Origin of the sequence: Myxococcus sp. MxC21-1, from assembly GCF_032612255.1 — a bacterium.
GTDB classification, from domain to species: Bacteria; Myxococcota; Myxococcia; order Myxococcales; family Myxococcaceae; genus Myxococcus; species Myxococcus virescens.
On the sequence record NZ_CP123278.1, the window covers coordinates 4,229,068 to 4,252,459 of the forward strand.

Annotated in this window: 18 protein-coding genes, 1 pseudogene and 1 riboswitch; of the genes and pseudogenes, 7 read left to right on the top strand and 12 right to left on the bottom strand. The window is 69.7% G+C overall.

Annotated elements, in window-relative coordinates; all coding sequences use genetic code 11:
• Window positions 1-10 precede the first annotated feature (10 nt).
• Together dhbC and QEG98_RS19195 are read right to left on the bottom strand one after the other, a co-directional pair.
• Window positions 11-1,255 (bottom strand): isochorismate synthase DhbC, encoded by a 1,245-nt coding sequence (gene dhbC / locus QEG98_RS19190; RefSeq protein WP_316567640.1) that lies wholly within the window; start codon window positions 1,253-1,255, stop codon window positions 11-13.
• 110 nt (window positions 1,256-1,365) lie between these two features.
• Window positions 1,366-2,139, bottom strand: a complete 774-nt coding sequence (locus tag QEG98_RS19195) for a 2,3-dihydro-2,3-dihydroxybenzoate dehydrogenase (RefSeq protein ID WP_011553665.1) — start codon at window positions 2,137-2,139, stop codon at window positions 1,366-1,368.
• Window positions 2,140-2,502: 363 nt separating this feature from the next.
• On the opposite strand from QEG98_RS19195, the gene QEG98_RS19200 reads away from it, so the two are divergent.
• Window positions 2,503-4,890: an ABC transporter permease gene (locus QEG98_RS19200; protein ID WP_316567641.1), complete on the top strand. Its 2,388-nt coding sequence runs from the start codon at window positions 2,503-2,505 to the stop codon at window positions 4,888-4,890.
• A 44-nt stretch (window positions 4,891-4,934) separates the two neighbouring features.
• Here QEG98_RS19200 and QEG98_RS19205 read toward each other — a convergent pair whose 3' ends face one another.
• From QEG98_RS19205 to QEG98_RS19220, 4 genes and pseudogenes are all read right to left on the bottom strand, one after another.
• Window positions 4,935-5,606: an FtsX-like permease family protein gene (locus QEG98_RS19205; protein WP_316567642.1), complete on the bottom strand. Its 672-nt coding sequence runs from the start codon at window positions 5,604-5,606 to the stop codon at window positions 4,935-4,937.
• Window positions 5,552-6,121: an ABC transporter permease gene (locus QEG98_RS19210; RefSeq protein WP_316567643.1), complete on the bottom strand. Its 570-nt coding sequence runs from the start codon at window positions 6,119-6,121 to the stop codon at window positions 5,552-5,554. The genes QEG98_RS19205 and QEG98_RS19210 overlap by 55 nt, the downstream gene beginning before the upstream one ends.
• Entirely contained in the window at window positions 6,106-6,405 is a 300-nt protein-coding gene (locus tag QEG98_RS19215; protein ID WP_316568098.1) for a hypothetical protein, read from the bottom strand. Before QEG98_RS19215 ends, QEG98_RS19210 begins: the two co-directional genes overlap by 16 nt.
• A 59-nt stretch (window positions 6,406-6,464) precedes the next feature.
• Window positions 6,465-7,526 (bottom strand): annotated as a pseudogene (locus QEG98_RS19220) (ABC transporter permease); the annotation flags it as partial.
• 153 nt (window positions 7,527-7,679) lie between these two features.
• Here QEG98_RS19220 and QEG98_RS19225 point away from each other — a divergent pair.
• Window positions 7,680-8,798: an enolase C-terminal domain-like protein gene (locus tag QEG98_RS19225; protein ID WP_316567644.1), complete on the top strand. Its 1,119-nt coding sequence runs from the start codon at window positions 7,680-7,682 to the stop codon at window positions 8,796-8,798.
• Between the two features lie 34 nt (window positions 8,799-8,832).
• On the opposite strand, the gene QEG98_RS19230 is transcribed toward QEG98_RS19225, so the two are convergent.
• From QEG98_RS19230 to QEG98_RS19240, 3 genes are all read right to left on the bottom strand, one after another.
• Window positions 8,833-12,036, bottom strand: coding sequence for an FAD-binding and (Fe-S)-binding domain-containing protein (locus tag QEG98_RS19230; protein WP_316567645.1), 3,204 nt, complete (start codon window positions 12,034-12,036; stop codon window positions 8,833-8,835).
• Window positions 12,037-12,420: 384 nt separating this feature from the next.
• Window positions 12,421-15,807, bottom strand: coding sequence for a DUF4082 domain-containing protein (locus QEG98_RS19235; protein WP_316567646.1), 3,387 nt, complete (start codon window positions 15,805-15,807; stop codon window positions 12,421-12,423).
• A gap of 144 nt (window positions 15,808-15,951) precedes the next feature.
• Complete coding sequence (locus QEG98_RS19240; protein WP_140862796.1) at window positions 15,952-16,671, bottom strand: helix-turn-helix transcriptional regulator; 720 nt, start codon at window positions 16,669-16,671, stop codon at window positions 15,952-15,954.
• A 78-nt stretch (window positions 16,672-16,749) separates the two neighbouring features.
• On the opposite strand from QEG98_RS19240, the gene QEG98_RS19245 reads away from it, so the two are divergent.
• Together QEG98_RS19245 and QEG98_RS19250 are read left to right on the top strand one after the other, a co-directional pair.
• Complete coding sequence (locus QEG98_RS19245; RefSeq protein WP_316567647.1) at window positions 16,750-16,893, top strand: hypothetical protein; 144 nt, start codon at window positions 16,750-16,752, stop codon at window positions 16,891-16,893.
• Between the two features lie 25 nt (window positions 16,894-16,918).
• Window positions 16,919-17,467: a YdeI/OmpD-associated family protein gene (locus tag QEG98_RS19250; RefSeq protein WP_316567648.1), complete on the top strand. Its 549-nt coding sequence runs from the start codon at window positions 16,919-16,921 to the stop codon at window positions 17,465-17,467.
• Between the two features lie 40 nt (window positions 17,468-17,507).
• On the opposite strand, the gene QEG98_RS19255 is transcribed toward QEG98_RS19250, so the two are convergent.
• Window positions 17,508-18,350 carry a GNAT family N-acetyltransferase gene (locus QEG98_RS19255; RefSeq protein ID WP_316567649.1) on the bottom strand — a complete coding sequence of 281 codons (843 nt, stop codon included), beginning with the start codon at window positions 18,348-18,350 and terminating at the stop codon, window positions 17,508-17,510.
• A gap of 156 nt (window positions 18,351-18,506) precedes the next feature.
• On the bottom strand, window positions 18,507-19,511 hold the full coding sequence (locus QEG98_RS19260; protein ID WP_316567650.1) for a formylglycine-generating enzyme family protein: 1,005 nt from the start codon (window positions 19,509-19,511) through the stop codon (window positions 18,507-18,509).
• A 193-nt stretch (window positions 19,512-19,704) separates the two neighbouring features.
• On the opposite strand from QEG98_RS19260, the gene QEG98_RS19265 reads away from it, so the two are divergent.
• On the top strand, window positions 19,705-20,847 hold the full coding sequence (locus QEG98_RS19265) for a hypothetical protein (RefSeq protein ID WP_316567651.1): 1,143 nt from the start codon (window positions 19,705-19,707) through the stop codon (window positions 20,845-20,847).
• A 41-nt stretch (window positions 20,848-20,888) separates the two neighbouring features.
• Here QEG98_RS19265 and QEG98_RS19270 read toward each other — a convergent pair whose 3' ends face one another.
• The gene (locus QEG98_RS19270; RefSeq protein ID WP_316567652.1) at window positions 20,889-21,314 is read right to left on the bottom strand and encodes a hypothetical protein; all 426 of its coding nucleotides are present in this window, start codon (window positions 21,312-21,314) and stop codon (window positions 20,889-20,891) included.
• A 391-nt stretch (window positions 21,315-21,705) separates the two neighbouring features.
• Window positions 21,706-21,776: riboswitch (guanidine-III (ykkC-III) riboswitch) on the top strand.
• A gap of 17 nt (window positions 21,777-21,793) precedes the next feature.
• Between QEG98_RS19270 and sugE the strand changes: the two genes are divergently transcribed.
• Both sugE and QEG98_RS19280 read left to right on the top strand, forming a co-directional pair.
• Window positions 21,794-22,114, top strand: coding sequence for a quaternary ammonium compound efflux SMR transporter SugE (sugE, locus tag QEG98_RS19275; protein WP_316567653.1), 321 nt, complete (start codon window positions 21,794-21,796; stop codon window positions 22,112-22,114).
• Between the two features lie 60 nt (window positions 22,115-22,174).
• On the top strand, window positions 22,175-23,374 hold the full coding sequence (locus QEG98_RS19280; RefSeq protein ID WP_316567654.1) for an MBL fold metallo-hydrolase: 1,200 nt from the start codon (window positions 22,175-22,177) through the stop codon (window positions 23,372-23,374).
• The last annotated feature ends 18 nt before the right edge of the window (window positions 23,375-23,392 follow it).

Sequence of the window (23,392 nt, forward strand, 5' to 3'; positions counted from 1 at the left end):
ACGGGGGACGTCATGACTGCACCCCGGCACCGTGGCCCAGGCCCATGGCGTGGAGCATGGTGCGGAACTTGGCCTCGGTCTCCGCCAGCTCGGACTCGGGCGTGGAGCCCACCACGATGCCCGCGCCCGCGAAGATGCGCAGGGTGCGCTCACTGGCCTCCGCGCAGCGGATGGTCACCGCCCACTGCCCGTCACCCGTGGCGTCGCACCAGCCCACCGTGCCGGTGTAGTAGCCGCGCTCGAAGGGCTCGATGGAGCCAATCGCCTCGTGCGCCAGCCGCGTGGGGTAGCCGCACACCGCGGGTGTCGGGTGCATGGCCGCCGCCAGCGTCAGCGAGGAGATGGAGGGGTCGGCCAGCTCACCGGTGATGCGGCTGGACAGGTGCCACATGGTGGCGGTGTTCACGAGCGACGGACCGGCGGGCACGTTCAGCGTCTTGCAGTACGGCCGCAGCGCCTCCGCGACGGCGTCGATGACCACCGCGTGCTCGTGCAGGTCCTTGGGCGACTTCAGCAGCGCGGCGGCGCGCTCCTGGTCCTCCAGCGGATCCGCGCTGCGGGCCGCGGAGCCGGCCAGGGGATTGGCGACCACCTGGAACCCGGAGCGGGACACGAGCAGCTCGGGGCTGGCGCCAATGAGCGTGCGCAGTTCCGCGCCGCTGGTCCCATCCTGCTGGGGGAGGTCGGCGGCGAAGGTGTAGCCCGAAGGGTTGCGCTGCGCGAGGTTGCGCAGCAGCTGCCGCAGGTCGATGGGGGCGGCGGCGTTGAGGTGCAACGAACGTGACAGCACCACCTTCTGGAGCGGCCCGCTCTGCATCAGCTTCAGCGCCTGCGCGACGCCGTTCAGGTACGCGGCGGGTTCCGGCACCGGCTGGACGGTGTAGCTGGCGCTGAACGGCCGCTGCACCGGGACGTCTTTGTCGAACACCAGCGGTCCGGCGCGTTGGAGCGTCAGCGGCACCACGAGCTGTGCGGGCACCGAGCCGTCGAAGGGCACCGCGCCCACCGCCACGGGGATGTCGTGGTCGGCCTGGCGCGCGTCATTCAGCACCGCCGTCACGCGCTCGGGGAGCCGCGCCAGGGCATCCGCGCCGCCCTGGTGCGGCACGGTGGCGAAGGTGCCGCGCGCCAGCAGCGTGCGGCGCGGCGTGGCGAAGAAGAACGAAGAGCCAGCCTCGTAGCTCTCGAGCAACTGCGCGGCGAGTGTCTGCGGTCCCATGGGGTGTTCCTGTTCCTTCGGCTCAGCGGGCGTCATGCACAGGGCGCCACATGGCGGCGCCTTGGTGGCAGGTTGTGAAGTGGATCCTAGTAATCATTCTCAACTTCTTGAGGGGCGTGGGCCTGGGCGGCCGCGCGAGGGCGGGGTCAGGCATCGAGCGTCGCGCCCCCGTCGACGCGGAGGTCGTGCAGGGTGATGTGGCGTGCCGCGTCCGAGACGAGGAACCGCACCGCGTTGGCGATGTCCTCGGGGGTGGCGATGCGTTGCAGGGGGATGCCCAGGCGATAGGCCTCGGGCGAGCCGGCAATCACCGCCTGCGCGCCGGAGTCATCCGCCCAGAGCGCGCGCTGCATGGCGGTGTCCGTGGAGCCGGGGGACACGACGTTGCAGCGGATGCCGTGTGGGGCCAGCTCCAGGCCCAGGCACTTGGTGAACATGCTGGAGGCGGCCTTGGAGGCGGCGTACGCGGCCATCTGCGTGCGGGGCACGGCGGCGGCGTTGGAGCCCACGGTGACGATGACACCGCTTCGCCGGGGCACCATGCGCCGGGCCACGGCGCGGGACACCTGGAACACGCCCAGCGTGTTGACGGAGAAGGTGAACGCCCAGTCCTCGTCGCTGTAGGACAGGATGGGGCCCGTGCGCAGGACGCCCGCCACGTTGGCCAGCACTTCGATGGGGCCCAACTCCCGCTCGATGCGCTCCACCACGGCGTCGACGGCGGCGACATCACTCACGCTGGCCGGGTAGGCCACCGCGTGTTGATGCTTCTGCCGGAGCTCGGCCACCAGGGCGCTCAGGCCGTCCGCGTTGGTGTCGACCGCGGCGATGAGGGCTTCGCCCGCCAGCGCACGTGCCACTGCCGCGCCAATACCTTGTGCGGCACCTGTGACGAGTGCCACCCGGGTGGGCGTTCCCATGTCCCTGTTCCTCCTTCTGGATGCCTGCGCCCGCTCGTTGGGCTCATAAGTGGATAATGATAATGATTTTCATTATTGAAGTGGCGCAGATATGTGCCACGCAGCGTCAGGGGTGTCAAGAAGGGAAGTAAGGGATTGCGGGTAACGCATATTGCAATGGCCGCCCGGTCGGGCTGTCACGCATCGGGTTCCACCGCGGCGCCACGCTTCTTTTGGCCGCGTTGGGAGCGGACCGGGCTCGTGTCCGATGATGGGATTTCGCGTGCCACAGGCGAACGCGAATCCCGTCCCGGCCGGGTGTGCGAAGGGCCCTGTCGGGCGCGACGTTTGATGGCGTTGGAGTTGCAGTGGAGTCTGGTCTTCATGTCCCAGCTTCTTCAGGACGTTCGATTGTCCCTGCGTCGCATGCGGCGCGAGGCCGCATTCACGCTGGTCATCATCACCACGCTGGCGCTGGCCATTGGCGCCACCACCGCCGTCTTCAGCGCGGTGTACCAGGTGCTGCTCCGGCCGTTGCCGTACCGGGCGCCGGAGCAGTTGGTGACGCTGTACCAGTCGACGCCCCAGCGCGAGCGGCTGGGCGTGTCGTTGCAGTCGCTCCAGGCCTGGCGCGAGCGTGCGTTTGCGTTCCAGGGACTGGAGGGGCTGTCGATCCGCGACATCACCTTGGCGGGTGACGGCGAACTGGAGCGGGTGCGCGCGGGGCGGGCAACAGCGGGCTTGTTCTCGCTCCTGGGCGTGCGGCCCTTGCTCGGACAGGACTTCCGCGCGGACAGGGACGCCAATGGCCTTCTCCTGTCGCATGCGCTGTGGCAGCGGCGCTTCGGTGGCCGCCCGGACGTGGTGGGACAGACGTTGATGGTGGATGACCAGCTCCACACGGTGGTGGGGGTGTTGCCCGCGGGATTCCGCTTCGCACCGGATGTGGAGGCGTGGAAGCCGTTGGTCCTGGCCGCGGATGAGTCGGCCGGAGGGGTGTGGCTGCGGGTGGTGGGGCGCCTGCGCGAAGGCGTGTCCGCGGAGCAGGCACGCACGGAGATGACGGCCCTGGGCGCCGCGCTGGTGCGCGAGCCGGGCTTCACGGAGGAGCCCGCTGGGGTGCGGCTGGTGCCCTTGCACACCCAGGTGGTGGAGGGTTCCCAGGAGCGGCTGTGGCTCCTGGCCGGCGTCGTGGCGTTGGTGCTGCTGGTGGCCTGCGCCAACGTGGCCAACCTGTTGCTGGCGCGGGCTTCCGCGCGGGAGCGTGAGGTGTCAGTGCGCGCCGCCCTGGGCGCGGGCCGAGGGCGGCTGGTGCGGCAGTTCCTGGTGGAGAGCGGGATGTTGGCGCTCGTGGGTGGCGCCGCCGGACTGGTCCTGGCGATGTGGGGCATGGATCTGCTGCGCGCGCTCATGCCGCCTCAGTTCGTGGATGCCGAGGCGCTCCGTCTGCAGCCGCATGTCCTGGGCATCGCGCTGGTTCTCTCGGTGGTGACCAGCCTCCTCTTTGGCCTGGTCCCCGCGCTGCGGGTGTCGCGCGCGGATGCGCGGGGCGCGCTGGGCGGGCTGCGAGGCGGCGCAGGGGCCACGCGGGGCGAAGGCGGGCGCGTGGCGCTGGTGGTCGCGCAGGTGGCCCTGGCACTGATTCCGCTGGTGGGCGCGGGCCTGATGCTTCGCACCGTCCATGCCTTGAGCGTGGTGCCGCTGGGCTTCAATCCCCAGGGCGTCACCGTGGTGGACCTCTCCCTTCCGTCGGCGAAGTACCGGGACGAGGCCGTCCAACGGGCCCTCTTCTCCAGCGTGTTGGAGCGGGTGCGCGCGCTTCCAGGCGTGACGTCCGCGGGCATGTCCAGCACGGTGCCCCTGTGGGGACGCAATGGCCTGGCGCCGGTGCTGCTTCCGGGCGAGGTGGCATCACAGGCGGACTCCCGGGAGTTGGTCCACTTCCGCACCACCAGCGACGGCTACTTCAACACCCTGGGCATCCCGCTGAAGGAAGGGCGCACTATCGAGGCCTGGGATGGGCCGGGCACCGCGCCGGTGGTCGTGGTGAACGAGACGTTCGCCCGGCGCTACTTCCCCGGGCGGAGCGCGGTGGGGCAGCGCGTGCAACTGGTGCTCGACGGTGAGGCCTTCCGCGAAGTCGTGGGCGTGGTGGGGGATGTCCAGCACAACAGCCTGGATGCGCCCCCGGTCAGCGAGGCCTTTGTCCCCATGGGACAGCTCTGGGGACTGCACATGCTGCTCACCGTGCGTGCCTCGCAGGACGCTGTCGCGCTGGCCCCGGTGCTGCGCGAGCAGCTTCGCGCCGTGGCCCCCGAGCTCCCGAGAGTCCCCGTGCGCTCCCTGGAATCGGTCGTGGACGCCAGCCTGGGTCACACGAAGGTGCTGGGTTCGCTGCTGGTGGCCCTGGCGGTGCTGGGGCTGGTGCTCGCGGGCGTGGGGCTCTACGGCGTGTTGTCCTATTCGGTCAGTCAGCGGACGCGCGAGCTGGGTATCCGCATGGCGTTGGGCGCGACCGGGCACTATCTGGTGTGGCGCGTGGTGGGGCAGGGGCTTCGGATGGCCGTGGCCGGCGTCCTCCTGGGGCTCGTCGGCGCCGCCGTGTTCGCGCGCAGCCTGTCCAGTGTCCTGTATGGCGTGAGCGCGTTCGACGTCGTCACCTTCGCGGCCGTGCCCGCGCTGCTCGCCGCAGTGGCGTTGCTGGCCAGTTGGCTGCCCGCGCGCCGCGTCACCCGCGTGCCGCTGCACGAGGCGCTGCGCTCGGACGACTGAGGAAGTCTCCAGGACGTTCGATGTGCGGCACGGGCCCGCCTGCCTCAGTCGTACTTGAGCGCGATGATGGGGTCCACGCGCGAGGCACGCAGCGCGGGCACCCAGGTGGCCACCAGTCCCACGCCCAGCAGCACCAGCGGCGCGGCGACGAAGGACAGCGGGTCCAGGGCGCTGACGCCGTGGACGAAGCCGGACACCACCCGCGTCAGCGCCAGCGCGCCCGCGCACCCCAGCACCACCCCGCCCGCCACCGAGCCCAGGCCCTGTCGGAGCACCAGCCTCACCACATCGCCCTGCGTAGCGCCGAGCGCCAGTCGCACGCCCATCTCCCGTGTCCGCTGGCTCACCAGATAGGACAACACGCCGTAGATGCCCACTGCGGCCAGCGCGAGCGCCAGCGCCGCCATCATCCCCAGCAACATCATGTTGAAGCGCTCGGAGCCGAGCGAGCGCGCGACGTGGTCCTCCAGCTTCAGCGTCTCCATCACCGGTTGCTGCGCGTCCACCGCCCACACCTCGCGCTGGACGGCCGTTACGACGTCCGCGTGGCCGCCCCTGGCGCGCACCAGCAGGTTCTGCGGAATCATCCGCACGACCATCGACGCGACGCCCTGCGACATCTGTCCCGGCGGCAGGTACAGCAGCGGGGGAGGATCGTCATTCAGGCCGTCCTCGCGCACGTCCCGCACCACGCCCACCACGACGCGGGGCACCACGTCCCGGAGGGACGGCACCGAATGCGCCACCCGGATGCGCTGGCCGAGGGGTCCTCGCCCGGCCAGAACCTGCGCGCCGCCGTCTCGTTGATGACCACCACCGGCTCCGAGCCCGCCACGTCGTTCTCCGCCAGCAGCCGCCCGCGGACGAGGCGAATGCGCATCACACCGAAGTAGTCCGGCGTCACCGGGCGGTACTGCCCCCAGCCCGCGCCGGGGCCGTTGTCATCCCCCGTGTACTTGCCCTCGATGGCGAACGACATGCTGGGGCCCCTGTCCATGGGCAGCGACGTGGCGAACCCGACCGCCTCCACGCCAGGCAACGCCCGCACGCGCTCCACCACCTGCGTCTCGAAGCGCTCCAGTGCCTGCAACGTGCCGTAGCGTCCCTCCGGGAGCGACAGCCGCAGCACGTGGACGCCGTGCGGGTCGAAGCCCGGCTGCACGCTCTGCAGCGCGGAGAACCCGCGGATGAGCAGCGCCGCGCCCACCAGCAACATCACCGCCAACGCCACCTGACCCACCACCAGGAACGCGCGCGTGCGCCCGCCCCCGGGCCCAGGGTCGCCCGCTGGCTGCCCTCGCGGAGCGCCATCTGGAGGTCCGTGCGCGACGCTTGCCACGCGGGCAACAGCCCGAACAACAGGCCCGTGAGGAGCGACGCGGCCAGCGTGAAGCCCAACACCGTGCCATCAATGCCCACCTGCGCGCCCGCGAGCCCTCCGTCCCCGGGCAGCAGCGCCGAGGTGTCCGGCGCCAGCGATAACAACCCGGGCAACACCGCCATCGCCAACAGCACCCCGAGCCTCCGCCGGCCACGGAGAGCAAGAGGCTCTCCGTGAGCATCTGCCGCGCGAGCCGCCCCGGCGCCGCGCCCAACGCCGCCCGCACCACCAGTTCGCGGTTGCGCGCCGCCGCCCGCGCGAGCTGGAGGTTGGCCAGGTTGACACATGCGATGAGCAACACCAGGCTCACCGCGCCCATCAGCACCCAGAGCGCCAACCGCGTGTCGCCCGCGAGGAACGCCCGCAGGTCCACCGGGGCGAACTCCTGGCCCTCATCAAGCAGGGCCGGGTTCTCCGCGCGCACGCGTCCCCCCAATGTCTCCAGCGCCGCCGCCGCGCCGTCGGCCGAGACGCCCGGGCGCAGCCTGCCGGTGACGAAGAGGAAGTGGGAGTTGGTCCGGTCCGTGAGGTCGAGCTGGAGCGGCGTCCACAGGTGCACGCCCGTGGGATACGCGAACGACGCGGGCGCCACGCCCACCACCGTATAGGACTCGTCATTGAGGACGACGGAGCGGCCCACCACGTCCGGCGCGCCGCCGAAGCGCCGCCGCCACAGGCTCTCGCTGAGGACGACCACGCGAGGCCCGCCCACCACGTCCTCCTCCGGCAGGAAGCCGCGTCCCAGCCTCGGCCTCACGCCGAAGGTCTCGAAGAAGCCCGCCGTCACGCGCATGCCCGGCAATCGCTCCGGCATGCCGTCGCCCACGGCGCTGAAGCCCGAAGGCAGCACCTCGTATGCCGTGACGCGCGAGAAGGGCGACCCCTCCGCGGACATCCACACGTATCCCGCGATGGACTGCGACGCCGACCGCCCGTGGTCCTTGGTGACTCGCACCACCTGCATCAGCCGGTCTGGCTCCGGGTACGGCAGCGGCCGCAGCAGCACCCCGTTCACCACGCTGAAGATGGCCGTGTTCGCCCCGATGGCCAGGGCCAGCGTCAGGAGACAGACCAGCGTGAACCCACGGTTCTTCAGCAAGAGCCGGAGAGAGAAGCGGACATCCTCGATAAGGGCGGACACGGGGGGACCTCGGGGGCGTGTGTTCGCCCTACGGCGCACGATGAGGGCCATTGCACTGGCTGCTGGACAAGCGGAGGACCAGCAACTTACGCAGGTCCGGCACCCAGAGGCCATGCCAGTCACTAGGCTTCATGTTGGAAAGCTGCCCACGCGCGCCCCCTCCGGTTGGCGTGGGAGCGCTCACCCAGACATCCCCAGGGCAGCCGGAGCGGGCAAGAACTCTCTCGAGGTGATGGGGGGGGAGGGGCTGATGCGCGGGGAGAGGCCATGGTCCAGAGGCTCAGCGAGGCGGTGCCCATCGAGCGCTGCGAGGTTCTTGCTTACGAGGTCCCAACGGACGCGCAGGAGGCGGACGGCACCATCGAGTGGGACAGCACGACGCTCGTGGTGGTGGAGCTGACGGCGGGAGGCACGCGCGGGCTCGGCTACACGTACGCGGACGCGTCGGCGGCGAGCCTCATCCGCCGCTCGCTCACCCGGGCGCTTGAGGGACACGACGTGATGGACGTGCCGGCGCGGATGCGCTCATTGCTGAGAGAGGTCCGCAACAGGGGGAGGCCGGGACTGGTGTCCATGGCGCTCTCCGCGGTGGACGTGGCGTTGTGGGACACGAAGGCGCGCTTGCTGGACCTGCCGCTGGTGCGGTTGCTGGGCGCCGCGAGGGATGCGGCACCTGTCTACGGCAGCGGGGGCTTTACCTCGTACTCCATCGAGCGGCTCCAGGCGCAGCTCGCCGGCTGGGTGGAGCAGGGGATTCCACGGGTGAAGATGAAGGTGGGCAGCCACCCCGAGGAGGACCCAGCCCGGGTGGAGGCCGCGCGGCGCGCCATTGGGCCACGCGCGGAGCTCTTCGTGGATGCCAACGGTGCATACACGGTGCCGCAGGCCCTCTCGCTCGCGGAGCGCTTCGCGGCGCACGGTGTCTCCTGGTTCGAAGAGCCCGTCTCCAGTGATGACCTGGAGGGGCTCCACCGCCTGCGTGCTCGCGTCCCCGCCGGCATGGCCGTGGCGGCGGGCGAGTATGGGGACAGCGGCCTCTACTTCCGGCGCATGCTGGAGGCGGGCGCGGTGGATGTTCTCCAGGCGGACGCCACGCGCTGCCTGGGCATCAGCGGGTTCCTTCAGGCAGACGCGCTGTGCGACGCGTTCGACGTGCCTCTCTCTGCCCACTGCGCCCCCGCGCTCCATGCCCATGTGGCGTGCGCGGCGCGGCGGCTGGTGCACATCGAGTATTTTCACGACCACGCACGTTTGGAGCGGATGCTCTTCGACGGCGTGGCTTCGGTCAGGCATGGGACGCTCGCGCCGGACCTGTCGCGTCCGGGCCTGGGGCTGGAGTTGAAGCGGGCGGATGCGGCCCGCTACGAGGTGGGTGCCCCGTCCTGAGGCACATCATCCTGGGCGTGCTGCTCGACGCCCTCTACCCGCTGTAGACACGGCTCAGACGGCGCCGTGGTGCCGGACGGGCGCGCGAGGTACGCAGCCGCCGCAAGCCCAGGAGCAGCAGGCCCCCCAGCACCGCCGCGGTGCGCGGGCGCCGAAGCGGCGGCCGCCCCAGCCCCTTCGTCACCCAGCCACGCTCGGGGAAATCGCCCGAGGGGCCCGTGTTCCCGTACGCCTTGGCCATCTGCACCACCTGCGCGATGTGCAGCGCCCGGCGGTTCGTGTTCTGCGCAATCTGCTCCCGGCAACTGAAGCCGTCGGCGATGACGAGCGCGTCCCGAGGCGTGGCGCGGACCTTGGGCAGCAGCACGCGCTCGCCCACCTGCTGGGAGACCGTGAACTTCTCTCCGGCCTCAAAGCCGAACGAGCCCGCCATGCCGCAGCAGCCCGTCTCCGGGATTTCGTAATCCAGCCCCAGCTTGTCGAGCACGGCCTTCTCGTCTGTCATCTGGAAGAGCGACTTGTGATGGCAGTGGCCGTGCACCACCGCCTTCTTCGCCATGTGGGGCAGGGGCACGTCCTTCGCGTACCGGGCGAGGAACTCGCTGAAGAGGAACGTCTGACGGCGGAGCTGTGTGGCGAGCTCCCAATCCGGGAAGAGGTTGCGCAGCTCATCTCGAAAGACGGACACGCAGCTCGGCTCCAGACCCACCAGCGGCACGCCCGCTTCAATCTCCCGGCGGAGGCTCTCCAGCGTGCGCCGCAGCATCCCCTTCGCCGTCGTCAGCATGCCGAAGTCGTAGAGCGGCCGGCCGCAGCACAGGAACCCCTGGGGAACCACCACCTCGAAGCCCGCGTCCTCCAGCACGTCCAGCGCCGCGGCCGCCGTCTCCGGAAAGAAGTGGTTGTTGAAGGTGTCCGGCCACAGCATCACCCGCTGGTGGCCTTGCTGGTTCGACACCGGCCGGCGCGCCACCCATCGCTGGAAGGACTCCGGCGCGAAGCGCGGCATCTTCCGCTGCGTCGACATGCCGGCCAGCCGCTGGAGCAGCATTCGGGTCGGTGGGAAACCGGTGAGGACATTCACCAGTCGAGGGGCCCGCATGGCTGCGCGGGCCCAGAGCATGATGAGGCCCATGGCGTAGGCGGGCCGCGGGCGCAGGTGCCCCTGGTAGTAGTGCGACAGGAACTCCGCCTTGTACGTCGCCAGATCCACCTGCACCGGGCAGTCGCCCTTGCAGCCCTTGCACGCCAGGCACAGCTCCAGTGACTCCTTCACCTTGTCGTCGCGCCAGCCGTTCTTGATGACCTCGCCCTGGAGCATCTCGAAGAGCAGGTGAGCGCGGCCGCGCGTGGTGTGCTTCTCCTCCTTCGTCACCATGTAGCTGGGGCACATGGTGCCGCCGTCGTCCCGCCGGCACTTGCCCACGCCCACGCAGCGCTCGGTAGCCCGGTACAGAAGGCCGTCGTCGTCCGGGTACTTGAAGTGCGTCCGCGGCTTCCAGGTGCGCGCCCGGAAGTCCCGGCCCAGGCGCAACTCCTGGTCGATGGGGTTCGGGTCCACCACCTTGCCCGGGTTCATCTTCCCCTGCGGATCCCAGATGCTCTTGAACTCGCGGAAGGCCTGCACCAGCTCCGGGCCAAACATGCGCGGGAGGAACTCGGCGCGTGACTGGCCATCGCCGTGCTCGCCGGACATCGAGCCCCCCATGGACACGCAGAGGTCCACCGCTTCCTCGATGAAGGCGCGGTACTGCTGGATGCCTCTGGCTGAAGTGAGGTCGAAGTCGATGCGCGTATGGACGCACGCCTGGCCGAAGTGGCCATAGAGCGAAGCGTCATATCCATACTTGTCGTACAGCTTGCGCAGGGCGCGCAGGTAGGCCCCCAGCTTCGCTGGAGGCACGGCCGAGTCCTCCCATCCGGGACAGGTGTCTGGCTTGCCGGGCACACGCGCGGTGGCGCCCAGGCCCGCCTCGCGAACCTTCCACGCGTGCTCGATGTGTTCCCTGTCCGAATACAACCGCATGTCCACGGGAGCGCCGCGGCCCTTGCGCAGCGCCTCCATCATCTCGCGCGCCCGCTCGAGTGCCTCCTCCCGCGTGTCGCCGCCGAGCTCCAGCATGAGGTAGCCCTGGCCCTGTGGGAGGATGTCGAGGAACTCGGCGTGCGAGCTCATGGGATGGAGGGACTCCATCTGGCTGGTGCGGCCCTTCAGGACGACGTTGTGGATGAGTTCGTCATCCAGCCCCTCCAGCGCGAGCGGGTGGAAGCGCTCGGCGAGCTCATGGGCGTGGTCTCCAGCGATGTAAATGTCCGGATAGCCGAGCATCACCACCACCCGGTGCGGCGGGCTGGGCACGAGCTTCAACGTCGCCTCCAGGATGGTGACGCACGTGCCCTCGGTGCCCACCAGGGCGCGCGCCACGTCGAAGCCGTGTTCGGGCAGCAGCGCGTCGAGGTTGTAGCCAGAGATGCGCCTCGGAATCGGCGGGTAGCGGCGGCGAATCTCCCCCGCGTACCTGTCTCTCAGCTCGCGCAGCTTGCGGTAGATGTCCCCGCGCCGGCCGCCGGCCCGGATGAGGGCTTCCAGCTCCGCGTCGCTGGTGGGGCCCACCTTCAGACGCAGGCCGTCGTGAGTGAGTACGTCCAGCGCCCGCACGTTGTGCGAGACGGGGCCGGCCATCTGGGCATGAGCGCCGCACGAGTTATTGCCCAGCATGCCGCCGAGGGTGCAGTGGTTGTGCGTGGCGGGATCTGGGCCGAAGGTGAGGTGGTACTGCTCGGCCGTGTCGCGCAGGTGGTCCAGGATGGTGCCGGGCTGAACGCGGGCCGTCTTCGTGCCGGGATCCACCTCCAGCACCCGGCCCAGGTACTTCGTCCAGTCGATGACGATGGCCACGTTGCAGCACTGGCCGGCGAGGCTCGTGCCTCCGCCGCGTGACAGCAAGGGGGCGTCGTATTCGCGGGAGGCACGCACGGTGGCGAGGACGTCGTCGAGGCTGCGGGGGACGACGACCCCTAGGGGGACCTGCCGGTAGTTGGAGGCGTCCGTGGCGTAGAGCGCACGGCTCCCATTGTCGAAGCGGACCTCGCCCTCCACGGAGCGGCGCAGCGCTGCCTCCAACCCTTGGACGTCCACGGCGACGTCACCGCCCTGCGGACCTGGGAGCGGATGGGCGGCGGGCCGCTTGCGCGAGAGCCGCGAGAGGGTGCGTTGGGTGGCGTCCGTCGAGCGCATGGTGGTTCCTCTCCCGTTCAGGTGCGTGCCCGAGGCAGGGGCACGCAGAGAACCTGCGCACCGCGCGCGCGGCACGGACATGCCGTGGCGGCGCGGCGCACGTCTTCCCGCCTCGTCGGGTACGGCTGGGACGAGGGCCCCCGGGAGGGACTTCGCAGCGGTGCTCCTGGAAGGGGACGCGGACACGGTGGGCGGCATCAAGCGATCCCTCAGGGGCATGGTGGACAAGCTCCTCCCGCACAAGGGGCAGCGGCTAGAAGTGCCGTCGCAACACGTCACAGGCAGGACCTCTCAGGTTTCATCGGTGGTGAAATGAAACGGGCCCGACGCGAATGCACCGCGTCGGGCCCCGGAGGATGACGCGCCTTGGGAGGCGCGAGTGACTCAGTTGTAGGTGGCGGTGTAGGTGCCGGCCAGCGCGCCGTCGATGAATGCGAAGTCCACGCCCTTGATGGTGCGCGTCACCGTGGTTACGGCGGAGCCCGCGCGGGTGACGGACAGCAGCGTGCGGCCCGTTGAGGTGCGGGTGGGCACCATGAGGGACAGGTTGCGCGCGGGGCTCGTGAGGTTGAAGGTGAGCACCGTGCCGGTGAAGGCCACGGTGGACACCTGGGTGGCCTCGCGGGCATCGAGCCACTCCAGCAGTTGCTTCGCGGTGATGACCGGCACGCCGTCACGCTTGGCGGACGCGATGATGGCGGCCGAGCCGGAGGAGCCGGCTGACGGCTGCGAGTCGACGTGCATGTTGGCGTTGAAGGCGCCGTAGTAGCCCTTGGGGCCCAGCGCGTTGCCCAGCAGCGTGTCGATGTGCAGCGGGTAGGACTGGCCGGACTCGTCCGTCATCTGCGTGGCGAGCTGGTAGACGTCCAGCGGAGTGCCGTCCAGGTCCGCGAAGCGCATGGCCAGGCCGGAGCCAGTGAACATGCCCGGGCGGTCCTGCACCCAGTAGTCGGGCCAGTAATAGTAGTTGGTGTCCAGGCGGATGCCGTGCAGGCGCGACACCTTGGGCTGGGTGGACCAATCGCTGAACGCGATGCAGTGCGTGCGGTTGGTGACGGGCGCGGGGACGGCGGGGAAGGCGGACGCGAAGCTGGCGAGCTGCGGGGTGAAGAAGTTCGGGTCCAGCGTGTTGGCCGTGTAGTCCGCGCAGCCGGTGTTGATGTGCAGGGCGTACTCGAAGCCCTGGGCCACGTAGGTGTTGGCCTGGGTGGCGCTCAGTCCGCCCACGTAGTCGTAGACGGTGCCTCGGATGCACTCCCAGTCGTCCACGCTGCATCCGGTGGCGCTGTCCGCGAGGTACTGGTTCCAGCGCTGGGTGGTGGCGCCACCCGGGTGTCCGTCGCCCGTCATCACCACGACAGCCTTCTTGGCGTTGGGGAAGTACCAGAGGCGCGGCAGCGGCGTGGTGCTCGTCTGGTGCAGCACGTTGGCGAGCAGGCGCTGCTGCTCGTCCGCCTGGGGAATCTGGACCTTGGCCAGGTTCACCCAGTCCGGCTGCGGGTCGAAGGACGCGTTGCCGTAGAACATGTCGTTGGCGCGCGCGCCCGGGCCAATGGAGGAGCCGTCCCGGTTCTGCCCCTGCCAGGCCGGGTTGCCCTGTCGTGTGTAGATGACGGACTTCGCCAGGTCATACATGAAGGCGGTGGCGGTGCCGCTGCCCACGGTGCGCTGGCTGACGGCGGTGAACGTCGTCGCGGTGGTGGCATCCGAGTAGAGCGTGGCGACGGTGCGCGTACCAGTGGCGACGGTGCGCTTGTCCGCGAGCCCGTGGTACTGCATCGTCTCCGCGGTGATGCCCGTGCCCGGGGCCTGGGTGTCGTTGACCAGGATGTAGCCATTGGCCTGCGTGCCCTGAGAGGCATTGAGTCCGAGCAGCGACTGGAGGTTCGCCGCGGGCCGCAGGGCGATGAGGCTGCCGCCGGCGGTGACCCAGTCGGTGATGAGCGTCACCTGGGCCGCGCTCAGCGTCTGCTCGCCGAGCACCAGCACCTTGTAGTCATCGAGGGAGACGGAGACGCCCAGGTTGCCGGCATCGGTGGTGGCGAAGGCGGCGATGCCCTCGGCCTCCAGGATTTCGCGCAGGTAGTCGGTGAAGGGGTTGCCGGGAGCGGTGGCCACCAGCACGGGTCCCGCGCCGTGGACGCCCGGACGGGGCGGCGGTCCGTAGGGCTCGAAGACGACGTCCACCCAGTAGTTGGAGTTCTGGTGGCTGCCGTTGGGGAACGTGGACGCGGAGGCGTAGGCGAAGACGCCGTTGCCGCCCGAGGTGGTGGCGCCGGGCAGGGCGTGCAGCGGAGGGGCGTCTACTCCGGTGGCCAGGCCGTTGCTGTCGAACGAGTAGCCGCCGAGCGGCGCGAAGTACGACGCCACGTAGGTGGTGCCGGCGGTGATGGCGACGGGAGAGGAGAATGTCACCTCCTGCCAGCCGACGGCCGTCTCGTTGGTGAAGGTGGCGGAGGCGAGCGGCTGGCCCGTGGCGCTCCACAGATTGCCCACGTGGGTGCCGTTGTTGCCGCTGCCCTTGTAGAAGCGGACGCCCGTCACCTGGCCGTCCACGTCCGAGCGGAACTTCACGCCCACTTCGATGGCGGCGGTGTCAGGGGTAGTGGCGGTACCGGGCGTGGTGGTGGGGGCGAAGATGCGGAAGGTGTTGTCCGGGGGCTGTGTCGGGGGCGGTGCGCCGGTGGCCTGGAAGACGACGTCCACCCAGTAATTGGAGTTGCCGAAGCTGTTGATGGGGAAGGAGCCCGCGGCGCCGTAGGTGAAGACGCCGTTGCCGCCGCTGGTGCTGCCGGGCAGCGCGAAGAGGGGCGGGGTGTCCTGACCGCTGGCGAGGCCACCGTTGTCGAAGGCGTAGGCGCCGGCGGGGGCGTGGTACGAGGCGACGTAGGTGGTGTTGGCGGCGATGGCGACAGGGGTGGAGAACGTCACCTCCTGCCAGCCGGTGGCCGTCTCGGAGGTGAAGGTGGCGAAGGCCAGGCGCTGCCCGTTGGCGCTCCAGAGGCTTCCCACGTGGGTGCCGGTGTTGGCGGCGCCCTTGTAGAAGCGCACGCCCAGCACGTTGCCGCTCACGTTCGTCTTGAACTTCACACCCAGCTCCACGGGGGCGGAGTCATTGGTGACGGAGGCGACGGCGGGAGTGGCGGTGGCAGGCCACAGGGTGACGGGCTCAGCCGGGCGGAAGACGACGTCCACCCAGTAGTTGGAGTCGCCGAAGCTGGTGTTGGGGAAGGAGCCCGCGGCGCCGTAGGTGAAGACGCCGTTGCCGCCGCTGGTGGCGCCCGCGAGCGCATGGAGGGGAGGGGCGTCCACGGCCGAGGCCAGTCCCGCGCTGGTGAAGCCGTAGGCGCCGCCGGGCGCGTGGTACGAGGCGATGTACGTGGTGTTGGCGCTGATGCGCACGGGCGTGGCGAACATCACCTCCTGCCACCCGGTGGTTGTCTCGGAAGTGAAGGTGGCGAAGGCGAGGCGCGCGCCAGCGGCGCTCCAGAGACTTCCCACGTGGGTGCCGGTGTTGGCGGGGCCCTTGTAGAAGCGGATGCCGAGGATGTCTCCCTCGATGTCGGACTGGAACTTCACGCCCAACTCCACCGGGGCGAAGTCATTGGTGACAGAGGGGACGGCGGGGGTAGAGGAGGGGGCGAACAGCGTGTACGTCGGCTGGGCGCGCGCGGCGGTGGGCAGCGTGAGCAAGACGGCCGCGAGCAGCGCCAGCGCGTGGGCGCGTGGCGGCCTCGCGACCCAGTTGGGCCGTGGCTTCGAGGGTGTCATTCGGACTTTTCCTTGGGGGATGGCACGACGAGACAGAGCAGCGGCGGCATTTTGCTGTCTGTCTCTGACATGGACAATGACGCGAGACGTAGGTCCGCGAGTCATTGCCGCATGCTGCGATTTTTGGCTTCCAAGCGGTTGGCGTCAGAGCGCCGCGAAGATGTCGCCGAGGGTGGCGAGCATCGACTTCGAGTCCCGCACCTGGAACGTCGCTGCCTGGACGCTCGCGGATTCGATGCGGTCGACGCGGAGCATGCGCACCGCTCCGCGCAAGTGGTCCCAGACGAGCAGGTACCACGCGGGCCAGCTCAGCAGCAGGTAGTGCGGCTCCACGATGCGCACCGTGCGCACGTCGTTCGAGCGGTACGTCAACTCCAGGGCGCGCTGCTCGAAGAAGGACTCCTGGAGGGGACGTAGCACCGCCGCTCGGGGAGGCTTCCAGGTCGCGGTGACGTTCCGTGAAGTGGGGCCGACGAGGATGCGACGGCGCAGCTTGCCGACGCGTGCGCGCTCCTCCGGTGGGAACGAGGCGGCGAGCTTTTGACGCAGGCTCTTGAGTGTCGAGAGCAGGAGCGGGGACTCGAGTCGCTCAGCGAGCGCCAGGGCGAGCAGGAGGTCGAGCAGCTCCTGGGCGCTGAGCTGCACGCGTCCGAGCCCCGTCCGGGGCGGTACCCGAATACCGCCGCCTCGGCCTGCGTCTGACTCGATGGGGACCCCGCGGGCGGAAAGCCGGGACAAATCCCGTCGAACGGTACGCACGCAGACGCCGAGCTCCTCCGCCAGCTCCGGGGCCGTCCAGGACGGCCGGGAGGCGAGGAGGCCCAGGACACGGTCCAGGCGGTCGGTGACGGGCTCGCGCTTCAAACGTGACTCATTCTGTCACGTTCTGGGGCCATGGTCACTGGGTCGCGAACGGGCGCGGCCAGGACACGAGAGAGCCCCATGAACACCTTGCGCGGATTGAGCACCTTCAACCTCTGGGCGGATGACCTTCGAGCGGCAACGCGCTGGTACGCGGAGCTGCTGGGCATCATGTTCAAGCGTCACTACCTGGACGTCCTGGGAGGTGCCTGTGGCCAGCGTTAGGCGGGAGGTGCGTGGGGGCGCGCCGGTGATTTCGTTCCGGAACGCGGCGGAGTTCGAGGCCTGGCTCCAGACGCATGCCGATGCTCCTGCTGGTGTCTGGTTGAAGCTGGCGAAGAATGGGACGGACATCCCGTCACTCACCGATGACGAGGCGGTCGACGTCGGGCTCTGCTTTGGATGGATTTCGGGGCAACGGAGGTCGCTCGACGCGCGCTTCTATCTGCAGAAGTACGTCCCGCGCCGGCCGCGCAGCCGCTGGTCCTGTGTGAATGTGAGGAAGGTCGAGGCGCTGCTACGCGCGGGCAGGATGCGGCCCTCGGGGCTCGCCGAGGTCGAGGCCGCCAAGGCCGATGGGCGCTGGGACGCGGCCTACGCGTCCCAGAAGAACGCCACGGTGCCGGAGGACTTGACTGTAGCGCTGGCTGCGAGCCCGCGTGCCGCGCGGGTGTTCGAGGCGCTTGGCAAGACGCGGCGGTACGGACTCATCCTCAAGGTGATGACAGCGCGTACCGAGAAGGGGCGCGCGAGTCAGGTCCGCCGTGTCGTCGCGGAGCTGGACGCTGCGGCGGATTGAGCGCGGGTGGGGCACATGCTGCCCACCAGGAGCAATCCGCTCATGGGTGCGAGCGGCTCCGCTCCTGGATGAAGCGATCGAGGTCCTCGTCCTGCCCCAGATGGCGGAGCGCGCGCGCCTGGTGGCCAGCGTGGCGAAAGCCGGCCTTCTCCAGCACACGCCGGGAGCCGGGGTTGCGGGAGAAGCAGCTGGCATGGAGGGATTCCAGTCCGAGCGTTTCGAAGCCGTAGCGGACCAGGGTCTGGGCTGCCTCCGTGCCAAAGCCCTGTCCCCAGTACGCGCGGCCGAGCCAGTATGAGAGCTCGGCTGTGCGAGGGCGCTCCGCGTCGGCCTCCACCAGCCCGGCCAGGCCCATGAACTCGCCAGACTCGGAATGGCTGAGCGCGAAGACGTGGGAACGTGCATCCAGCGAGGCAATCCAGGCTTCCGCCATGCCGTCCTCGAATGGATGTGGGATTCCCGCCGCGTTCGCCGCCACCTCGCGGTCACCTGCCAGGCGCTGAATGGCGCTGGCGTCGTCAGGGAGGAGGGGGCGGAGAATCATCCGGGCGCTCACGAGGGCTTTCTCCCCGCGCTCCGGGGCGAGCGCGCGCCGGATGACAGGGCGCAGGTCGGCCGCGCCGAGCGCGTCCAGGGCAAGCTCCCATCGGCCTTCGGCGCAGAGCCCGCTCAGGCCGCCGTCGTCATAGGCCCGCAGGGCCACCGTCCGCAGCGCTTCGCGAACCGCCTCGGCGACCGCGTGCCCTGCTTCGTCACAACGCTTGCAATCGAGCTCGACACCGAGGCGGCTGCGCCTCCCGTCCTCGGTGAGGACCCAGGGGCGCACCGTCCAGGGCGGGTCATGGCGCATGTGCTGCCGGTGGCCACACTCGAGGTCAGCCACCCAGTGGTCTTCCCGGTCGAGGTGGAAGCCTGTGATTTTCTGTTTCATCGGTCCCTGTGGCGTTGGAGGCGGGGGACACGATAGGGATGGAGACGCGGTGAGTGGAAGCGCCGCGACAACGTCGCAAGACCTTCTCTGGAAATGCCAGCTTGCGGCTCAGGGGCGGACGACGCAGCGGAACCCGATGTGCGACGTGCCGCTGTCCACGGCCTGCGGTGAGCGCGCCGCCGGGCGGTAGCGCAGGCAGTAGTTCGGCGCGCACAGGTGGCTGCCGCCCTTGAGGACGCGCCGGGGAATCTTCACCTTCGGCAGGCACGGGTCCAGGCTGCGATCCGACGTGGCAGGGCCCCGAGGATTGACGGGGATGCAGCAGGGCTTTCCGCCGTTCGCCTCGTGCCGCTCCTGGTACCAGTCCGAGGTCCACTCCCACACGTTGCCAGCCATGTCGAAGAGGCCGTAGGCGTTCGGTGGGAAGCTGCCCACCGGGGACGTGCCCTCGAAGCCATCCGTGTTCAGGTTCTGCCAGGGGAACTCCCCCTGCCAGGTGTTGGCCATCAGCTTGCCACCCGGCGCGAACTCGTCGCCCCAGACGTAGACCTTCCGGTCCAGGCCTCCGCGCGCGGCGTACTCCCATTCCGCCTCGGTGGGCAGCGTCTTGCCCGCCCAGTGCGCATAGGCGAGCGCGTCCTCGAAGCAGACGTGCACCACCGGGTATTGTTCGCGCCCCTGCCAGGTGCTGCCCGCGCCTTCGGGGTGCTTCCAGCAGGCGCCCGCCGTATAGAACCACCACTGCGTCAGGTCGCGCAGGTCCACGCGAGCGAGCGTCTTCTTGAAGACGAGCGAGCCCGGGACGAGCAGCGCTGGATTCGCGCCGGGAAAGTCGTCGGGGTTCAAGGGGCGCTCGGCCACGGTGACGTAGCCGGTGGCCTCCACGAAGCGCGCGAAGTCCGCGTTCGTCACCAGCTGGCTGTCCATCCAGAAGTCCGTCACCGTCACCTGGTGCGTCGGCCGCTCCTCCGGATAGTGATGGTCCGAGCCCATCCAGAACGTCCCACCGGGGATGTAGACCATGCCCGGCAGCGAGCGGGCTTCCTGCCCCGCGCCGTCCTCGAGGGGCCGGCCGCCCTGGGCCGGGACTTCGTCGATGACGTCGATGCTCATGTGCGTGCCTCCTTCCCTGCGAGAACGGAGGGGCGCGCCGTGCCCCGGCAGCAAACGTGGGGGCCACGCGGCACGGAACAATCCGGCCCTCAAGGGTAGGCCTCGTGTCCGCGCCTGCGCCCGCCGGTCGTCGCCCGGCCTGGGGGCGCTTGTGGGGTCCTGGACGCAGCCCCACCGTGGAGGCGGCGCCCTCATGGACCCGCACTCGACGATTGCCGAATTCTCCCTGGTGAAGGGCGGGCCGCTCTTCGAGACCGAGCGCCGGCTCCGGCGGGGGCCGCGCAAGCGTCATGACCCCGTGTTACGGGCGCTGGCCTTCTCGGCGATCGGCTGGTTGCCCCTGCTGCTCTTCACGCTGCCTTCGGGTGGGCCGACCGTGGGCTCCCTGTTCAGGGAACTTCAGGTCCATGCGCAGTTGCTGGTGGCGCTGCCCGTGCTCCTCGCCGCGGAGCCCTACATCGACGGCCGCCTGGCTTTCGCGGTCCGCCAGTTCCTCAATTCGAACCTGGTGGCGACGGATGGCCTCCAGACGTTCGAAGCGGATGCCCGGCGCGCCATGCGCTGGCGGGACAGCTATATCGTGGAGGCGCTGCTGCTCATCCTGGCGTATGCCCTCACGTTCATCACCCCGGCCGACGCCTCCCGGTCGTGGACCCTCAGCGGCGACGGGTTCTCCATGGCGGGGTGGTGGAACCTCGCCGTGAGCCAACCCCTGTTCCGTTTCCTGGCGCTCCGGTGGATCTGGCGTGGCGTCATGTGGAGCGCCTTCCTGCTGCGGGTGTCACGTCTGCCGTTGACCCTGGTTCCGACACATCCGGACATGATGGGCGGGCTCGGGTTCCTGCCTGTCTGCCAGGCCAGCTTTTCGCCCGTGGTGTTCTCCCTGGCCGTGGTGGTGGCGGCATACACGTCCCGGGTGGAGCCCAAGGACCTGTCGGCCAACCCCGCGGCCTACGTGATTCCGCTGGTGGTCATCGCGGCCGGCGCGGTGGTGCTGGTGTTCGCGCCGATGAGCTTCTTCGTGCCCCAGCTCGTGCGGGCGAAGCGGATCGGTGACGAGGACTTCTCGAAGGTCGCGGCCAGGCACTCGCGGCAGTTCGAACACAAGTGGTTTCGGGGCGGACCGGAGCCGGAGCTGCTGGGGGCGCCGGAGATGTCCTCGCTGGCGGACATCGGCACGGCCTTCACGCTGTCGCGGAGGATGCGCCTGTTGCTCTGGGACAAGATGGCCTTGCTGGCCGTGGTGGGGGCGGCGCTGGCGCCACTGGTCATGTTGCTGGTGATGGACCGGCAGTTCATCTCCGTCCTCAAGTTCATCCACGATGGCTTGAGGTGACGCGGGCCCGGAGGGCTCCGGGCCCGGTCATGCCGATGCGCTCAGAACGTGGCGCCGACGTTCAGCGTGGCGTTGTAGCTGGAGCCTCCCGCGAACGTGACCTCTGTCAGGGGCTGGTTCTCCGCGGGCGGCAGCGTGGGGACCAGCTCCTGGTTGAAGAGGAGGTTGTAGTTGGCCCGCAGGTCCGCGGTGAAGGAGCCGGTGTAGAAGCGCAGCCCCGCGCCCAGCGGCACGGCGCCGGCGGTGTCGTCCCGGTAGCCCAGCGCTTCCGCGCCGCGGCGGACGTTGTACCAGTTCATGCCGAGGCCGCCGAGGAGGTACGGCTGCACGGGGCTCGCCGTCAGGCCGATGGTGGCCACGGCCTGACCTCCGTTGCGGACGATGTCCGGGTTTCGCGCCAGGTCCTCCAGGCCGCGCCGGTCGAGCTTGTTGATGGCGCCGGTGTAGCCCAGCTCGATGCCCAGCACGGTGGACGGTTTGAGCGTGGCCGTGGCGCCGTACGCCGCGCCCGGATCGATTCGGGGGCCAGCCCACCGCTGTAGCCCTCCACGCCGCCGCCCACGGTGACGGTGAGCCCGCGCATGTCGGACTTGTCCTTGGCCAGCGCCGTGCCTCCGCACAACGCGCCCGTGACGACCAGTGCCTGGATTCGTTTCATGTGGAGCGCCTCCAACAGACGGGGTTGTTCCGCCAGGAAGCTGGGGCCGCGGACAGACTGGTTCAAGGCGAGACGGCAAGGCGTCTCCGCGAGCCCTCCCAAGCGTGCCTGTGTCCCACCGCCGGGCACCCCACTTGGGGCGGTGGCATTGTCCGGCCGGGTTGAAACGGGAATCGCGTGGCTTTATAGAGGGGGGCGCCAGCGGCCTCATCGTGAGGGTGTCTGGCCCGGACGAGGCGCGCCGTACCCGGTCAGGACAAGACGACGCGACAACGGGAGTCGTACGTCATGTCCTGGATTCTACTCGTCATCGCGGGGTTGCTCGAGGTCGGCTGGGCCATCGGCCTCAAGTACACCGAGGGCTTCACCCGGCTGGTACCAAGCGTCCTCACGGGCGGTGCCATCGTCGCCAGCATGGTGCTCCTGGGGATCGCCACGAAGAACCTGCCCATTGGCACGGCCTATGGTGTTTGGGTCGGCATTGGCGCCGTGGGCGCGGCCATCATGGGCATCGTGCTCTTCAATGAGCCGGCCACGCCCGCGCGCATCTTCTTCCTGGTGTTGCTCCTCACCTCCATCGTGGGCTTGAAGGTCACCAGCGGCCGGTAGGTGGCCCTTCGGTGCTGATTTCCCAGGCGCTGCCTTGAAGGCAGCGCTACACGTGGGGTCATGCGCGATGCGTTCCTGGGTGGAGGTCGTCCGAAGCGGCGGGGCCTGTGGCGGTATGCCCTGGGCGTGATGGGGCTGGGCGTGGGCGTGGGTGCCCTCCTCACGTGGACGACGACGGACGGCCTCCAGTCTTTCGGGGCGCGGGCAGATGGGGCGCGCCTGGAGCGGATGAAGGCATCGTCGCGCTACCAGGCCGGCATCTTCATCAACACCGCTGGTGCCAGGCTGCCGCAGAATGGGCCGGACTGGGGCACGTTGAAGGAGATGCTCTTCGGCACCCAGCAGCGTACGCCGCCGTCCGCGCTGCCCATGGAACGGGATGTGGCCTCGGCGCTGGCGAAGCCGCCGGAGAGCGGCCTGCGCGTGACGTGGCTGGGCCACTCCACGCTGCTGGTGGAGATTGACGGCTTCCGCATCCTCACAGACCCCATCTGGGGCGAGCGCGCGTCGCCGTCCACCATTGCTGGGCCCAAGCGGTTCCATCCGCCTCCGCTTCCGCTGGACGCGCTGCCGGATGTGGACGCGGTGCTGCTCTCGCATGACCACTACGACCACCTGGACATGCCCACCATCCGGGCGCTGGTGCCGCGCCAGGTGAAGTTCTACGCGCCGCTGGGCGTGGGGGCGCACCTGGAGAAGTGGGGCGTTCCGGCGGAGCGCGTGGTGGAGCTGGACTGGTGGCAGGAGGTGTCGCTGGGGGAGGGGGAGGGCCGCCTGCGCATGGTGGCCACGCCGGCGCAGCACTTCTCCGGCCGGGGCCTGACGGACCGCAACAGCACGTCCTGGACGTCGTGGACGCTGCTGGGCTCGCAGCATCGGGTCTTCTTCAGCGGGGACACGGGGCTGACGGAGGAGTTCGCGGAGGTGGGGCGCCGCTTCGGTCCGTTCGACGTCACCATGTTCGAGGTGGGCGCCTTTCATCCATCTTGGGGAAGCATCCACCTGGGGCCGCAGCAGGCGCTGAAGGCGCATGAGATGGTGCGGGGGCGCACGTTGCTGCCCATCCACTGGGGGACGTTCAACCTGGCGCTGCACGCCTGGGATGCGCCCGCGAACGAGCTGGCTGCCGGGGCGCGCGAGCGGGGCGTGAGTCTGCTCACGCCCGTCCTGGGTCGCCCCGTGGAGCCGACGCGGGAGCGGGTGGATACGGCGTGGTGGAGCACGGTGCAGACCGCTGCTGTCGCTGGCGACGCGCCTTGATGTATCGCCGAGGCCCTG

Coding starts and splice junctions, on each gene's coding strand:
- dhbC (WP_316567640.1), bottom strand. CDS start 1,255: ATGACGCCCGCTGAGCCGAAGGAACAGGAACACCCCATGGGACCGCAG.
- QEG98_RS19195 (WP_011553665.1), bottom strand. CDS start 2,139: ATGGGAACGCCCACCCGGGTGGCACTCGTCACAGGTGCCGCACAAGGT.
- QEG98_RS19200 (WP_316567641.1), top strand. CDS start 2,503: ATGTCCCAGCTTCTTCAGGACGTTCGATTGTCCCTGCGTCGCATGCGG.
- QEG98_RS19225 (WP_316567644.1), top strand. CDS start 7,680: ATGGTCCAGAGGCTCAGCGAGGCGGTGCCCATCGAGCGCTGCGAGGTT.
- QEG98_RS19230 (WP_316567645.1), bottom strand. CDS start 12,036: ATGCGCTCGACGGACGCCACCCAACGCACCCTCTCGCGGCTCTCGCGC.
- QEG98_RS19235 (WP_316567646.1), bottom strand. CDS start 15,807: ATGACACCCTCGAAGCCACGGCCCAACTGGGTCGCGAGGCCGCCACGC.
- QEG98_RS19245 (WP_316567647.1), top strand. CDS start 16,750: ATGAACACCTTGCGCGGATTGAGCACCTTCAACCTCTGGGCGGATGAC.
- QEG98_RS19260 (WP_316567650.1), bottom strand. CDS start 19,511: ATGAGCATCGACGTCATCGACGAAGTCCCGGCCCAGGGCGGCCGGCCC.
- QEG98_RS19265 (WP_316567651.1), top strand. CDS start 19,705: ATGGACCCGCACTCGACGATTGCCGAATTCTCCCTGGTGAAGGGCGGG.
- sugE (WP_316567653.1), top strand. CDS start 21,794: ATGTCCTGGATTCTACTCGTCATCGCGGGGTTGCTCGAGGTCGGCTGG.
- QEG98_RS19280 (WP_316567654.1), top strand. CDS start 22,175: ATGCGCGATGCGTTCCTGGGTGGAGGTCGTCCGAAGCGGCGGGGCCTG.